General features: G+C 58.4%; 14 protein-coding genes. 4 read left to right on the top strand and 10 right to left on the bottom strand.

Annotated features, from left to right (window positions below; all coding sequences use genetic code 11):
- Positions 1–18 precede the first annotated feature (18 nt).
- Positions 19–723, bottom strand: a complete 705-nt coding sequence (gene pth / locus CHU71_RS08725; protein ID WP_050765426.1) for an aminoacyl-tRNA hydrolase — start codon at positions 721–723, stop codon at positions 19–21.
- Positions 724–760: 37 nt separating this feature from the next.
- On the opposite strand from pth (CHU71_RS08725), the gene CHU71_RS08720 reads away from it, so the two are divergent.
- Positions 761–1,753 carry a nitronate monooxygenase gene (locus CHU71_RS08720; RefSeq protein ID WP_147760823.1) on the top strand — a complete coding sequence of 331 codons (993 nt, stop codon included), beginning with the start codon at positions 761–763 and terminating at the stop codon, positions 1,751–1,753.
- 60 nt (positions 1,754–1,813) lie between these two features.
- Entirely contained in the window at positions 1,814–3,268 is a 1,455-nt protein-coding gene (locus CHU71_RS08715) for a glyceraldehyde-3-phosphate dehydrogenase (RefSeq protein ID WP_046646387.1), read from the top strand.
- Positions 3,269–3,335: 67 nt separating this feature from the next.
- Here the strand turns inward: CHU71_RS08715 and ppk2 are convergent, their stop codons facing one another.
- The 8 genes from ppk2 to CHU71_RS08675 all read right to left on the bottom strand — a co-directional run bounded on the left by ppk2 (position 3,336) and on the right by CHU71_RS08675 (position 11,044).
- Positions 3,336–4,214 (bottom strand): polyphosphate kinase 2, encoded by an 879-nt coding sequence (gene ppk2 / locus CHU71_RS08710; RefSeq protein WP_147760822.1) that lies wholly within the window; start codon positions 4,212–4,214, stop codon positions 3,336–3,338.
- 234 nt (positions 4,215–4,448) lie between these two features.
- Positions 4,449–5,321, bottom strand: a complete 873-nt coding sequence (locus CHU71_RS08705; protein WP_147760821.1) for a fumarylacetoacetate hydrolase family protein — start codon at positions 5,319–5,321, stop codon at positions 4,449–4,451.
- A 17-nt stretch (positions 5,322–5,338) separates the two neighbouring features.
- Complete coding sequence (pth, locus tag CHU71_RS08700; protein WP_147760820.1) at positions 5,339–5,887, bottom strand: aminoacyl-tRNA hydrolase; 549 nt, start codon at positions 5,885–5,887, stop codon at positions 5,339–5,341.
- Positions 5,888–5,996: 109 nt separating this feature from the next.
- Positions 5,997–6,632: a 50S ribosomal protein L25/general stress protein Ctc gene (locus tag CHU71_RS08695; RefSeq protein WP_147760819.1), complete on the bottom strand. Its 636-nt coding sequence runs from the start codon at positions 6,630–6,632 to the stop codon at positions 5,997–5,999.
- Between the two features lie 258 nt (positions 6,633–6,890).
- Positions 6,891–7,121: a DNA alkylation repair protein gene (locus CHU71_RS13190; RefSeq protein ID WP_362911835.1), complete on the bottom strand. Its 231-nt coding sequence runs from the start codon at positions 7,119–7,121 to the stop codon at positions 6,891–6,893.
- Between the two features lie 161 nt (positions 7,122–7,282).
- Positions 7,283–8,257, bottom strand: coding sequence for a ribose-phosphate diphosphokinase (locus CHU71_RS08685; RefSeq protein ID WP_147760818.1), 975 nt, complete (start codon positions 8,255–8,257; stop codon positions 7,283–7,285).
- A gap of 15 nt (positions 8,258–8,272) precedes the next feature.
- On the bottom strand, positions 8,273–9,718 hold the full coding sequence (gene glmU, locus CHU71_RS08680; RefSeq protein WP_147760817.1) for a bifunctional UDP-N-acetylglucosamine diphosphorylase/glucosamine-1-phosphate N-acetyltransferase GlmU: 1,446 nt from the start codon (positions 9,716–9,718) through the stop codon (positions 8,273–8,275).
- 102 nt (positions 9,719–9,820) lie between these two features.
- Entirely contained in the window at positions 9,821–11,044 is a 1,224-nt protein-coding gene (locus CHU71_RS08675; RefSeq protein WP_147760816.1) for an MFS transporter, read from the bottom strand.
- Between the two features lie 79 nt (positions 11,045–11,123).
- Here CHU71_RS08675 and CHU71_RS08670 point away from each other — a divergent pair, with 79 nt between their 5' ends.
- On the top strand, positions 11,124–12,752 hold the full coding sequence (locus CHU71_RS08670; protein ID WP_147760815.1) for a multicopper oxidase family protein: 1,629 nt from the start codon (positions 11,124–11,126) through the stop codon (positions 12,750–12,752).
- Positions 12,753–12,788: 36 nt separating this feature from the next.
- Here CHU71_RS08670 and CHU71_RS08665 read toward each other — a convergent pair whose 3' ends face one another.
- Entirely contained in the window at positions 12,789–13,127 is a 339-nt protein-coding gene (locus tag CHU71_RS08665) for a hypothetical protein (RefSeq protein WP_147760814.1), read from the bottom strand.
- 799 nt (positions 13,128–13,926) lie between these two features.
- On the opposite strand from CHU71_RS08665, the gene CHU71_RS08660 reads away from it, so the two are divergent.
- On the top strand, positions 13,927–14,535 hold the full coding sequence (locus CHU71_RS08660) for a TetR/AcrR family transcriptional regulator (RefSeq protein WP_065420416.1): 609 nt from the start codon (positions 13,927–13,929) through the stop codon (positions 14,533–14,535).
- Position 14,536 lies beyond the last annotated feature (1 nt).

Below are 14,536 nucleotides of genomic sequence, written 5' to 3'. Positions count from 1 at the left end.
ACAGGTCCGTGTGGTGGGTTACTTGCGGGAATGAATCTCATTCTGTGCGCTTTGGATCCCAGAACTTACGATGAGGCGCACGGCGTCGGCAGCCGTCTCGATCGCGGCGTCGAAACCTGCGTCCGCGTCGATCGGACCCAAAACGTAATCAGGAATCGAAGAACCCTTGGGCGGGCGGCCAATGCCGATGCGCACACGAGGATAGTCGCGAGTACCCAGCCGCTCCGTCAGCGATTTCAGCCCGTTGTGGCCGTTTTCATTACCTCCAACCTTGATTCGAATCTTGTTCGGCGGCAGATCCAGCTCGTCATGGATAACGAGGACCCGCTCAGCCGGAATGCCCAATTGCTGCGCCAATGGAGCAATAGGATCGCCGGACAAGTTCATAAACGTCGCCGAGCGCACCACAAGAACCGGCGTGTCTGCAACATTCAACGGTGCAGCGGTGAGGGAGTGGCCGGCCACCGGCTGCAAGAGTTCCCCGGATTCCGCCAGCAAATCGTCGACGGCCATGTATCCCACGTTATGGCGGGTGGCTGCGTACTTGGCGCCCGGATTGCCTAAGCCCACCACGAGCCATTCGGCGTCGAGGTCTGCAGCTTCGAGAGCCGCCATTGACGACGCCCCCGTTTCCTTAACGGAGGACCCGAAAAGCCGCGACACGAGCCGCGCGAAGAAGCTGCCCGCGGAAGAGTCAGCAGAAGATGAAGCAGAAGCAGTCATGTGCCCTCACAATTGGTCGAGATCTAAGGTGGACGCTATGAGCGCCATTCTAAAAAGCCTAAAAATCAGAGTACTTCCCGCCCCCATGGCGGGTGGCCCCACCACGCCTGACAGCGTCATTGCTGCAGAGCACAACGGCTCCTTTGGTGCGTTGGCGCTGGGGACGGCGTCGTTAAACGCTGCTCAAGAGCAGATCGAGGCGTGCCGGGGACACCGCTTCGGCGTTAACCTTTTTCACGCGCAGGAACCGCTAAGCCCAGCCAATATGGAGGCGGTGAGTGCTATGGCACAGGAGCTGGGCGTTTCGGTGCCGGAGGCGGACCTGGAATTCGGCTGGACGGAGAAACTGAACATGGCGCTCGACGCGGGCGCTGCGGTGCTGTGGTCGATGTTCGGGACGTTTACGGAGGAGGAAATCACGTGCATTCACGCCGCTGGGGCAGAGGCGTGGACCACGGTGACCACCCCGGCCGAGGCAGTGGAGGCGGCGCGCCGCGGCGTCGACGCGTTGTGCGTGCAGGGCCCCGAGGCAGGCGGCCATCGCGGCGTGTGGGATGCGGAAGCAGAACCTGATTGGCGGCCGCTGGAGGAGCTCGTGTTCGCTGTGCACGCCGCGCTTGGCGACGCCCCCATTCCTCTCATCGCCGCCGGTGGCATGCGCAGCTCCGCGGATGTCGAACGAGCGTTGGCCTGGCCGGGGGTGGTTGCGGTGAGCTGTGGCTCGGCCTTCCTTTTGGCGTCGGAAGCAGGCACTTCGCCGGTTAACCGTAAGCTCCTTGCGCGTGGCGGGAGGAGCGTTTCTACGCGTGCCTTTTCCGGGCGTTATGCGCGTGGATTGGAAACGGAATTTACACGAAGCAACCCGCAGCTTTCTCCGCTTTACCCCTATCTCAATTCGATGTTGAAGCCGCGGCGTGCCCAAAAGGACCCGGCGGTGGGCTATTGCCTCGTGGGAGAAGAGGTTGAGAAAATCAACGGGGGTAGTGTGGCGGAGATCCTGCACCATCTATGCCCAAACGGGCACTCATAACAGTTAATATTTACGGTTGAATGTTGGTTTACCCCCATGACGAGTAAAGGAAAAGAACACGTGACTGCGAACGCACAGGTTGGACACGCTGACTGGAACGAACGTCTCGAGCTTGCTCAGGAGATGATTCCGCTCATCCACCAACTGCACCGCACCAACAATGTCGTGACCACCATCTACGGTCGCGTCTTGAGTGGCGTGACGGACATCGACATCATGAAGGCTCACCGCTACGCTCGCCGTATCGCGAACCGCGAATTGTCCACCGCAGAGACCCTTCCCATCCTGAAGGAACTGTGCGACATGAACCTCGGCACTGCCTCCATCGACTTGGGCCGCCTGGCATCTGGCTACGCTGAGTCCAACTCCACCAGTCTGCGCAACTACCTCGAGCAGGAGCTCGTTGACCTGGTTGGCGCTGCCGTGGACAAGGAGTGCACCGACGTTGTGCTTTATGGCTTCGGCCGCATCGGCCGTCTGCTGGCCCGCATCTTGATCGCTCGTGAGGCTGCTTACGGTGGTGTTCGCCTGCGCGCAATTGTGGTCCGCAAGAAGGGCGACGGCGACATCTTCAAGCGCGCCTCTCTGCTGCGCCGTGACTCCGTCCACGGTGCTTTCAACGGCACCATCGGTGTGGACGAGGAGAATGAGGTCATCTGGGCAAACGGCACCAAGATTCAGATGATCTACGCCAACGACCCAACCGACATCGATTACACCTCCTACGGCATCGACAACGCCGTCCTCGTGGACAACACTGGCGTATGGCGCGACCGCAAGGGCCTGGAGCAGCACCTGGAATCCAAGGGTATCTCCCGCGTCCTGCTGACCGCACCGGGCAAGGGTGACCTGAAGAACATCGTCTACGGCATCAACCACGACACCATCGAGGACTCCGACAAGATCATCTCGGCTGCATCCTGCACCACCAACGGCATCACCCCTGTTCTCAAGGTCATCAACGACCGTTACGGCGTTGTCCACGGTCATGTGGAGACCGCGCACTCTTTCACCAACGACCAGAACCTGATCGATAACTTCCACAAGGGCGATCGCCGCGGCCGCGCAGCTGGCCTCAACATGGTTCTGACGGAGACCGGCGCTGCAAAGGCCGTGTCCAAGGCCGTTCCGGAGTTCGAGGGCAAGCTGACCGGTAACGCTATTCGCGTTCCTACCCCGGACGTGTCCATGGCTGTGCTGAACCTGGAGCTGGAGAAGGAAGTTGAGCGCGACGAGGTCAACGACTTCCTGCGTAACGTTTCCCTGCACTCCGACCTGCGCCAGCAGATTTCCTACATTGCTTCCCCAGAGGTTGTTTCCTCTGACTTCGTGGGATCCACCCACGCAGGCATTGTGGACGGTTTGGCAACCATCGCTTCCGGTAAGCACCTGGTTCTCTACGTGTGGTACGACAACGAGTTCGGCTACTCCAACCAGGTCATCCGCATCGTTGAGGAGATCGCAGGCGCTCGCCCACGCGTGTTCCCAACCCGCGTTGATGCAACTGAGCTCTAAAACTTAAAGTGCCGCTGGTTCCCCTTCTCTGTAAGGGAGACCAGCGGCCTTTTAGTTGCGGTGGGTGCTACTTTTTCTTTTTCTTCTTCTTTCCATCGGACTTCTTGGCGGCGGCCACCTTGCTGCGCTCAAGGTTCGAGGCCACGTCTGGGACGTAGGCAAACTCGTCGCGTGGCGGGCGCTCGTACTCCTCGCCGGAAGACTCAGGGCGCTCCGGAATTTCTGGGACGTCTTGCTCGACGTGCTGATAAGGAACCATCTTCAAGATGTGATTGATGACGTTGATGCGCGAGCGCTTTTTGTCCTCAGATTCGACCGTGTACCACGGTGCGTTCGGGGTATCGGTATGCACAAACATCTCGTCCTTAGCGCGGGAGTAGTCTTCCCAACGGGTGATGGATTGAAGATCCATAGGGGAGAGCTTCCAGCGGCGAAGCGGATCGTTGCGGCGAGACTTGAAGCGTGCGATCTGCTCTTCATCAGACACGGAGAACCAGTACTTCAGCAGGATGATGCCGTCTTCGACGAGCATGTTCTCCAGCTGCGGGGCCTGGTGTAGGAAGCGAACGTACTCCTGCTGGGAGCAAAAGCCCATGACACGCTCGACGCCGGCGCGGTTGTACCAGGAGCGGTCAAAGATGACGATCTCGCCCTCGGTAGGAAGCTTTTCGATGTAGCGCTGGAAGTACCACTGGCCAGCCTCACGGTCGGTGGGCTTGGGCAGTGCTTCGATTCGGCAGGTGCGAGGGTTCAGGTACTGGGTGATGCGTTTGATTGCAGAGCCCTTACCTGCGGCGTCGCGGCCTTCCATGATGATGACAACACGGGCGCCGGTCTCAACTACCCACTGCTGCATTTCCACGAGTTCTGCTTGCAGGCGCTTGAGCTCTTCCTCGTATGCTGCCTTGTCAAGCTTTTCGGGGGACTTTTTCTTATCTTTGCTCATTCTATTAATTTTAGCCTCTAGCTGCGGAAATATTTAATGGTTTGGATAAAAACTCACCCCCGCATTGCGCTGAGTCGGCCTCTGCGGCCGCGATGCGCGGTGGAAAGCCTGAGCAGCGTAAGCAGAGCATGCCGCGCGTCGCTGACTCAGTCCAAGGTAGTCGTGTGCGGGTCACGCAAACAGTATTAGTTTTAACAGGTATGGCTATGGGAAGGGGATTTGAAAGGAAGTTACCTAGCTACCTTGGCAGGTGCATTCCGCGCCGCAGCCGACCGGGGGCTCACCAAAATGCGTGGTGTTGGAAATCTCTCCCAAGCCGTCGATAGCAATCCGTACATTTTGCCCATCCTGGATAAAAGCTTGCGGGTCGCGCGCAAAGCCCACGCCTTCTGGGGTGCCAGTCGCAATCACATCGCCGGGATTGAGCGGGTAGAGCTTCGAACAAAAAGCGAGGAGCTCAGCCACAGAGAAAATGAGGTCATCGGTGTCGTCGTCCTGGCGGATATCCCCATCGACGGTGGTCTTCACAGCTGCATGCCCACCTGGTGCCCACTCATCAGCGGTGGTTAGCCACGGCCCGAAACCAGCGGTGCGGTAGAAGGACTTACCGGCGTGGAACTGAGTGGTACGACGCTGGTAGTCGCGTAGCGTGTAGTCATTCATGATGGCATAACCAGCGGCGTAGTTGAGCGCCTCTTCAACCGGTACGTTGTGCGCACGAGTACCAACGACCACGGCTAACTCGCCCTCATAATCGAGCTGCTTGGTGCCCCATTCAGGAATGTAAATATTATCGAAAGGCCCGGTGAGGGCTTCCGGGAACTTGATGAACAGAGTCGGCTGCGTGGGCAGTTCGCGGCCCATTTCCCGCGCGTGCTTAGCGTAATTAACACCAACGCAGATGATTTTTCCAGGGGAGGGGATAACTGGCGCGAGGTCCTCATTGCGAAAGACAATGGGTTCGCCAGACAATTGTGCCGACTTCTGCCAATCTTCGGAGCGCAACAGCTCGCCGACGTCCTCGAAATCGAGCCCCACGCCGACGCCTGGGCCGTCGACGCGAATGGCTGTTGTTCCGTATTGGGTGCGGAGCGTGGCAAGTCTCATGGCGGACAGTTTACGCGTTAAGGAAGACGAGTTTCCTGAACTACCCGAATAATTTCGTCGGCTGCGTCGGCACAAATAATGGGGATTTCCGCCTTTTCCTGCTTCGACCAAGGCTTGAGCACAAAGCTCGCGGGGTCCATACGTCCCGGTGGGCGCCCAATACCGACCGAGAGGCGCTGGTAGTCCTTGGTTCCCAAGGATTTGGTGGTGGAGCGTAGACCGTTATGTCCATGATCGCCGCCGCCGAAGCGGTGCTTGACGACGCCGAAATCAAGCTCCAGCTCATCGTGCACCACGATGAGCTGGGCAGGGTTCATTGAAAAGTACTGCAGAAGGGCCTTGATTGGTCCCCCGGATAGGTTCATGAAGCTTCGCGGCTTGGCCAAAACGAGTTTGGAGGAACCGAGGCGGGTCTCAGCGAGCTCAGTGTTGGATTTCTTGTGCACTGAGAAGCTTGTGTAGTTCTGGCCCGCGATTTCATCGACCACGTCAAAGCCGATGTTGTGGCGTGTTCCTGCGTATTTGGGGCCTGGATTGCCAAGGCCAACAATGAGAAAACTATTCACTGCGCTATTGTCTCATGCTGCGAGGGATTTTGACCCCGAGAAGGGCATAGTAAAACGGTGAAACGCCCGAGCTAGACGTAAATCTAGCGCGGGCGCAGAGAAGAGCGATTTACTCTTCAGACTCTTCGGCGGACTCAGCGCCAGCCTCAGCGCCGCCTTCCTCAGCAGCCTCAGCAGCTTCCTCGAGCTCTTCGTCAACCTCAGGCAGGGAGATGGAAGCGATGATGGTCTCTGCATCTGCAACCAGGGTGGTGTCTTCTGGCAGGGTGATGTCGCCAGCGGTGATGACAGCGCCGTCCTCGAGGCCTTCGATGGAAACGGAGATCTCCTCTGGGATGTTCAGAACGTCTGCCTCAACGAGGAGGACGTCAGCATCCTGAATGGACATGAGGCCCGGTGCCGGCTCGCCCTCGAGAGTAACCGGAACCTCAACCTCAACCTTCTCGCCACGCTTGATGGAGAGGAGGTCGATGTGGTCGATGTCCAGGGTCAGAACGTTCTGGTCAACGTGCTTGACCATGACGAGGTGCTGCTCGCCCTCGAGCTCGAGCTCAAAAACAGCGTTGACGCCGTGTGCGCGAACCAGTGCGGTCAGCTCGATGCGGTCAACAGCGAAGTGCAGAACGTCAACGGCGTGACCGTAGACAACGCCTGGGACCTTGCCAGCAACGCGCAGGCGGCGAGCGAAGCCCTTGCCGAACTCGTTACGTACTTCTGCCTTCAATACCGGGCGGGTGTTTGCCATAGTAAAACTCCTAGTGTCAAAGATTGGTGCGGCGAGACTTTAGCGAGTTCGAAAACGGCGAAAGCCTGCCGATGGTCGTCTTGGTCGAGTCATCGCAGGCTTAAAACGTGTGAAATAACTTCTAATCGCGTCGATAACGGCTTTCCGATTCCGGGCAGCCCTCGCCGAGACAGCAAAAATTCTAACACGCAGCGCCGAGAGCAGGCAAGTTACTTCTGCTCTTCTTCGCCAACTACAGAACTATCGAAATTGAGTTGCTTAGCGGTGGTGTTTCAATGCTTCTCTGCGCGTGAGGTTTGCGACGTCATGCGAGCCTAGGAAGCCCAAAACCCAGGTGGGATTGGTGCGATAGAGATCGCGCAACGCCCAGCCGATGGCTTTGCTAATGAAGAATTCATTGCCAAAGCGGGTTCCTGGGAGGTTTTCTTTGATGGCATCCGCCAGTAGTTGCAGATCGGTAGCCTCACGTTTGCCGAGCTGACTGATAATCGCGGCGCGGCGTCGTTGCGCAAAGGCTCCAAAACCGCGCGCACTTCGCAGAAGGCCTCTGAGAGATTATCGGTCAAGGTCATCTATTTCTGTTTGGGGGGAATGGAAAGACCGCCCAGCTGTGTGCTGGACGGTCCTTTTACGTGCTGCTTATGAAGCGCTTAGTTTGACTCGAAGAGCGTGGTTACGGAGCCGTTTTCGAAAATCTCGTGGATGGTACGAGCCAGCAGCGGAGCAATCGACAAGACGGTGAGGTTGGACCAGCCCTCGGTGGACTGCGGAAGGGTGTCGGTGGTGATGACTTCCTCGGCACCACACTCGGACAGACGCTCGCGAGCTGGGGCGGAGAAGACGCCGTGGGTACAAGCGATAACGACGGACTTCGCGCCAGCTTCCTTAAGGACACGAACAGCGCCGGCGATGGTTCCGCCGGTATCGATCATGTCGTCGAGCAGGATGCAGTCCTTGCCCTCGACCTCGCCGACAACGCGGTTAGATACGGTCTCGTTAGCAACCTCAGTGGAACGGGTCTTGTGAACGAAGGACAGTGGGGCGTCGCCAAGCTCATGTGCCCACTTCTCAGCCACCTTGACGCGGCCAGCATCCGGGGAAACCACAGCGAGGTTATCCAGGGAGTACTTGGACTTGATGTAGTCCACGAGGATCGGCATTGCGTGCATGTGATCAACGGGGCCGTCGAAGAAGCCCTGAATCTGGTCGGTGTGCAGATCCACGGAAACGATGCGGTCCGCGCCAGCAGCCTGCAGCAGGTCAGCAACGAGGCGAGCGGAAATCGGCTCGCGGCCACGGTGCTTCTTATCCTGGCGTGCGTATGGGTAGAACGGCAGGATGGCGGTGATGCGCTTTGCGGAACCACGCTTGAGCGCATCGATCATGATGAGCTGCTCCACCAGCCACTTGTTCAGCGGCTGGGTGTGGGACTGCATCACGAAGCAGTCTGCACCACGCACGGATTCCTCGAAGCGGATGAAGATTTCACCGTTAGCGAAGTCGCGAGCAGTGGTTGGAACGAGGTCCGTCTTCAGTTCCTTGGCCACAGCCTCAGCCAGTTCTGGGTGTGCACGCCCAGAAAAGAGCTTCATGTTCTTGCTGCTGCCGGTTACCTTGCCTGTCATGGGCGGTAATTCCCCTTACTTGTTGTTGTCCTGTGCGCGGGCGGCAGCCTCAGCTGCCGGAGTTCCCGGACGCTTCTTTTGAACCCAGCCTTCGATGTTGCGCTGCTTGCCACCGGAGACCACGAGTGCTCCCGGAGGAACATCTTCCTTGATAACTGTACCCGCACCCGAGTACGCGCCGTCACCGACATTGACTGGTGCGATAAACATCGTGTCAGATCCGGTGCGCACGTGGCTGCCGATTACGGTGTGATGCTTGTTAACACCGTCGTAGTTGACGAATACGGAGGAAGCACCGATGTTGGATTCCTCGCCCACGGTGGCGTCGCCGATGTAGGTCAAGTGCGGAACCTTGGAACCGCGTCCAATCTGGGCATTCTTTGCCTCGACGAAGCCGCCGAGCTTGCCGTTTTCACCGACCTCGGTCTTCGGGCGGATGAAGGTAAACGGGCCGACATTGGCGTTAGCGCCAATCACAGACTCGGAACCGTGGGTGCGGATGACCTTGGCGCCCTCGCCGATGGTCATGTCGGTCAGGGTGGTGTCAGGGCCGATCTCGGCGTTATCTGCGATGGAAGTCTTTCCCCACAATTGGGTGCCCGGATGGATGAGAACGTCGGAGCCGATGGTGACGTCCACGCCGATCCAGGTGGTTTCCGGATCCACGATGGTGGCGCCACCGCGCATGGCGGCTTCCACGGTGCGGCGGTTGAGCTCGCGGCCAGCTGCGGCGAGCTGGACGCGGTCATTGACGCCTGCCAGCTCGCCGGCGTCGGCAGCAATGTGCGCGCCGACGTTGTGACCGGCGGTGCGGGCGATTTCCAGAACATCGGTGATGTAGAGCTCGCCCTGGGCGTTGTTGGAATCCAGCTTGGTCAGGGCGTCTCGCAAAATAGCGCCGTCGAAAGCGAAAACGCCGGAGTTGACCTCATCGATGCTCAGTTGCTCAGGCGAAGCGTCCTTTTGCTCGACGATGGCCTTGACGGAACCGTCCGTGTCACGCACGATGCGGCCGTAACCGGTTGGGTCATCCAGCTGCATCGACAGAACGGTGACTGCGTTACCGGCGGCCACGTGGGCGTCGTAAAGCCCGCGGATGGTTTCCGGACGCAGCAGCGGAACGTCGCCGTTGGTGACGATGACGGTGCCGGTGAAGTCGGGGAGTGGGGCAAGGCCGCACTGTACCGCGTGGCCTGTGCCGTTCTGCTCCTCTTGAACGGCCTGTGCGACCTCGCGGCCGAGCTCTGCAGCAATAGCCTCGACGGCAGGGGAGACCTGGTCGCGCTGGTGACCGACCACAGCAACGAGGTGCTTGGGGTTAAGACCAGCTGCAGCGTGTAATGCGTGGCCGATGAGTGGGCGCCCTCCGATTTCGTGCAGTGTCTTTTGCTTGGCGGACTTCATGCGGGTGCCAGCGCCTGCCGCTAAAACAACAATGGCGCAGTCAGTTGTATCTGCCACGAGTTTCTTCGTTCTCCTGTGGTTGGGTCTTAGGGGAGTATTGCCTCACATCTTAACGCCGGGGTGCGCACTGGGGGCAAGCGGCGGCAAGAACGCCGTCTCTTATTTCGAGACCTCACGCAACATGCGGGCTCGCCAGGCGCCCACACAACCCAATGCCGCGAGGAAGAGCAACGCGGCGGTTGGGCCAGCCAGTGAAATCACTGCCGAGATTCCGCCCACCACGAGCAAGATGGCACCCATCATGGTGTTAGCGGCGCCCACATAAAAAGTGCGCTTGTCACCGCCAGCCATGTCCACGATGTAGGTCTTGCGTGCCACGCGAATTGCCGTGTGTGCCAGATTGACAAGGAAGAATCCCAACGGCAGCGCCCACGCAGTTACCCAGTGAGGGGCCCACTGCGCGCAGGCAACGACTGCCAGCAACGTCACTGATGCGGCGGCAGAGGCCCATGCCATGACCAGCCGGGAAGATCGATCGGACCAGATGCCGGAAATCTTGCCGCCGACCAGGCTGGCCAGGCTGGAAGCGAGCACGAACCCACCTAGACCGCTGAGCGCAGTAGTGCCGGCTTGGTGAGACAGCGTGACAATGAACGTCGTGGACAATGCCGTCACGAGGAGAAGCGCACGCACGTTGACGAAGCGGCGGAAGTCCGCATCCTCGGTATAGAGTCCCCACGTGTCACGCCACCAATGCGACTGGCTGGGGTCTTGGGCATTGTCTGGAACCGGTTCATCGATGGCGTGGAACACCGCCGCGGCGATGAACCAGCTGGCCGCGCCGCATCCCAGGACCGTGGCTAGCCCGAGCGGTGGAAATTGGCCGAGGGCCGCGAGCACCAAACCGATAAGCAGCGTTATTGCGCCCGTGGCTTGGGCAGCAAGGCCGGTGACCTCACCGCGGCTGCCCTTTGAGATGGTGCGTCCCTGAACGTCCTTGCCGGTGAGCGAACACAAAGCGCGAAAGACGGAAAGCACCGCCAATGCGGCAATGGTGACAACACCGAGAAGCCAGCCGTGGAACAGTGCTGCAGCGACGGCAACGACGACGGCACAGCAGCCCTGGATGAGCGAGCCCCAGACCCACAGCTTCTTGCGCGCTGGCCGGGAGGTTACCCAGGGTCTGAGTGCGGCCTGCGGCAGCATCGATCCAGACTCGCGGATAGGGACGAGGAGCGCGGTGAAGAAGTGAGGGACTCCGACCTGGGCGAAAAGCCAGGGGAGAACCGTCTTGCCGGACACCAGTTGGTCGCCGATTCCTTGCAGCGCATTGGACCACGCGAAAAGGCGGGCAGGACGAGTTTCATTGTCTGGGATTGACATGGTTTAAAGCGTATGTGATTCAGGACCGCTTTAGCCTAATCCGGCGCGGTGGCGTCGCTATTTTAATAGTCTGGGGTACATGGCTTTTTCGCGTCGAGTGTTTTTCAAAGGCGGATTGCTCGTTACTACGGCAGTGGTCGCGGGGTCTGCGCTGGCAGCTTGTTCTTCGAATAAGGATCAGCCTGCGCCGGTGGGTTACGACTCCGAACCGCGCCCGCTTCCCATCCCGCCGGTATTGAAAGGCGAGATGGAAGGCGATACCCGGGTATTCAAGCTCACCGCCCAAGACGGATACTCCGAGGTCATTCCGGGCAACAAGAACACCCGCACCTGGGGCTTTAACGGCCCGTTCCTCGGCCCGACGCTGCGCGCCCACAAGGGCGACAAGGTTCGCGCGGAAATCACCAACAACCTGGTGGAAATGACCACAGTGCACTGGCACGGAATGAAGCTTCCGGCCTATTCCGATGGTGGACCACACTCGCCGATTGAGGTAGGCAAGACTTGGAAGCCACAGTGGGAGATCGTGCAGCCAGCGGCTACCGTTTGGTACCACCCGCACCCGCATATGGCCACGGCAACCCATGCCTACCGCGGACTTGCTGGCATGTTTATCTTGGACGACGACGTATCGGATAAGCTCGACATTCCTTCTGAGTACGGCGTGGATGACATTCCGGTGGTCATTATGGATGCGAAGTTCACTGAGGACGGCCAGCTCGATCACCAGGTTGACGGCACGCTCGGTCTCCTGGGCACTACCCCGGTGGTTAACGGCATCACGAATGCTTCTTTCGCCGCGACCACGCGCCGGGTTCGTCTGCGCTTGCTCAACGGCGCTTCGATGCGTTTCTACACGCTGGCCCTGGATAATGGGACGCCGTTTAACGTCATCGCTACTGACTCCGGGCTTCTCGACGCCCCCGTCGAGGTCGACGAGCTGCTCATCGGACCAGGCGAGCGCATCGAGGTCCTCGTGGACTTGGAGCCCGGCAAGGACGTGGTGTTGCAGTCGGTGCCGCGCAAGGACAACTTCAGTATCCCCGAAGATGAGTACTCCGCGGACTTTGGCTTCAAGGACAGCTTTGACATCCTGCATATCACCGCGCCGGGGGAGGATGCGCCTGCAGCGCCAGCTCTGCCGCAAACCTTGGACCCCGCGGCTGCCGACGTCCCATCGGCCGAGGGGCTGACTGAGCGCGAGTTCGTGCTCAATACCTTCATGATTAACGGTGAGACCATGGACATGGCCCGCGTGGACACCGTGATCGAGGAAGACAAGCCTGAGGTATGGACTGTGACCAACGAAAATAGCGATTGGCCGCACAACTTCCACATCCACAATTCGCGTTTCAAGGTCTTGTCTTATGACTATGGCGATGGCAAAGACATCGCGGTTCCGACGATGGGCTGGAAGGACATCGTCAATCTTCCGCCCAAGGCAACCGCCAAGCTGCTCGTGGAGTTGGGCTACTTCCCGGATAAGACCATTCCGTACATGTACCACTGCCACATGCTCCTGCACGAGGACAAGGGCATGATGGGTCAGATGGTTGTGGTGAACAAGGGCGAAAAACCTGACGTTCGCGTCAAGCCGGCGGCGCTTGTATTCGAGAAGTCTGCTGGGGCGTCGCATAGCGCACATGCTGGGCAAGTAGTGGACTCATCCCGTAGCCCGTACGCGACGCCGAGCGCGGAGGCTTCCTAGCGCTTAAGTGTCCTTTATTGTGGCCGTGCAGATGATTTAGTCAGGCTCCAAGACGCTGAAGAAGCAAACTTCCGGAAAGTCCGTCATTACGGCAAAGAAGATTTCGAGCAGTCGTTCACCGAGGTGATCTAGGTAGTCTTCAGTGAGCGCTTGCCCGTCTGTCGGCTGCAGCTCGATGCGCACCTGACAATTGCTCTTTTGCCACTGGCCACTTGGATCCTCTGGTGGTATTTCAAAATCTTCTTGCGGATCCATATCTAGAACTACGGATATCACAGTGGCTGCGGTGAGCTGATCCTGCAGGTGACTTTCCAGGCAGAGCAACAGGCGCTCGGCATCCGTGGCCGTGGCGTGCAGGTAAAGAGCTTCCAGCATGTTTTCCCTATTTAGCGTTAGCGGTCAACTACAGGCTCGGGGCTGTCGCGCAAGAGAGTTTAGTATCTGTTTCAAAACTAGGCTTGGCACGATGTGTAATATTTGAAGTTTTCGAGGCGAAAATAACAGACAATTTCAGAGCGCACTCTCGTCTAAGCTCTAATTCCTTTAACTCATCAAGAGTTTAAGCAGTACTACCCAGATCCTGATGTAGCTGAGTCGCTAAAGGCTAAAGCTCCCGAGGTTTATGAAACTTGGATTGCGACGACTCAGGACTCGATTGAGACGGAGAACTATGCCCGCAGAAAAACGGTTGATGGTTCATTTAAACCTTGCTAGGAGAGGTCAGCTAATCGGCGCTTTCAGCGTAGTTGCAGTGCTGCTCCTGGGTGGTTGGTGCGCGTATTTGGACAAAACGTGGATTGCTGGATTCCTTGTAGGAATCGATGTTGTTGCTTTGGCTGCGGTATTTGTGCCAGTTAAGGAGAAATCTACAAAGAGCAACGGCTCAACCTAGAAAGACGGGAAATCCTTCAAGATTTCGTCCGCATGCCCTTTTGCTACTTAGGCCTTGGGCCTTATTGTCAAAGCTAGAAACCCCCACCGACCAGCATTTTTAATGGTCGGCGAGGGTCGGAAGAAGCTTCCCCACCAGGACTCGAACCTAGAATGACGGTACCAAAAACCGTAGTGTTGCCGATTACACCATGGGGAATAACCGCGCGCTCAAGGCGTGCGTTGCTAATAGTACCTGACGCACATGCCTTAATTACAAATGCCACCCACTAAGCTTGATCGCATGGTTCGACAGAGGATGACTGGACGCGAACGTCGCGAGCAATTGATCGTGATTGGCCGAGCGGCTTTTGCCGAGCTGGGCTTCGACGGCGCCAGTGTGGAGGAGATTGCGGCGCGAGCTGGCGTTTCCAAGCCCGTGGTCTATGAGCACTTCGGAGGGAAAGAAGGCCTCTATGCGGTCATCGTAGACCGTGAGATGCTCGCGCTGGAGGAGGTGATTACGCATTCGCTTAGCGACGGCACCTGGCGCGAGCGCATCGAGAAAGCCACTGTCGCACTTTTAAATTACGTGGAGCAAGAAACCGATGGATTCTTAATCCTCGTGCGTGACTCCAAGCCCGGCGACGAACGCTCCTATTCCACTTTGCTTAATTCCTCCGTGGGGCAGGTTTCCTATATCCTAGGCTCCGCCTTCGAGCGCCGCGGCCTCGACGCGAAACTGGCAGGACTTTATGCCCAAGCGCTAGTCGGCATGGTCTCGATGACCGCCCAATGGTGGCTGGACACCCGCCAGCCGGCAAAGGAAGTGGTGGCTGCGCACATCGTAAACTTGTGCTGGAATGGGCTGTCTGGAATGGAAGCTAAGCCAAAATTGAGAGGAACTAACTAAG

Source organism: Corynebacterium sp. LK14, assembly GCF_008042215.1.
GTDB classification, from domain to species: Bacteria; Actinomycetota; Actinomycetes; order Mycobacteriales; family Mycobacteriaceae; genus Corynebacterium; species Corynebacterium striatum.
Note: the sequence above shows the minus strand (reverse complement) of the source record. Positions and strands in the feature narration are given on the sequence as shown.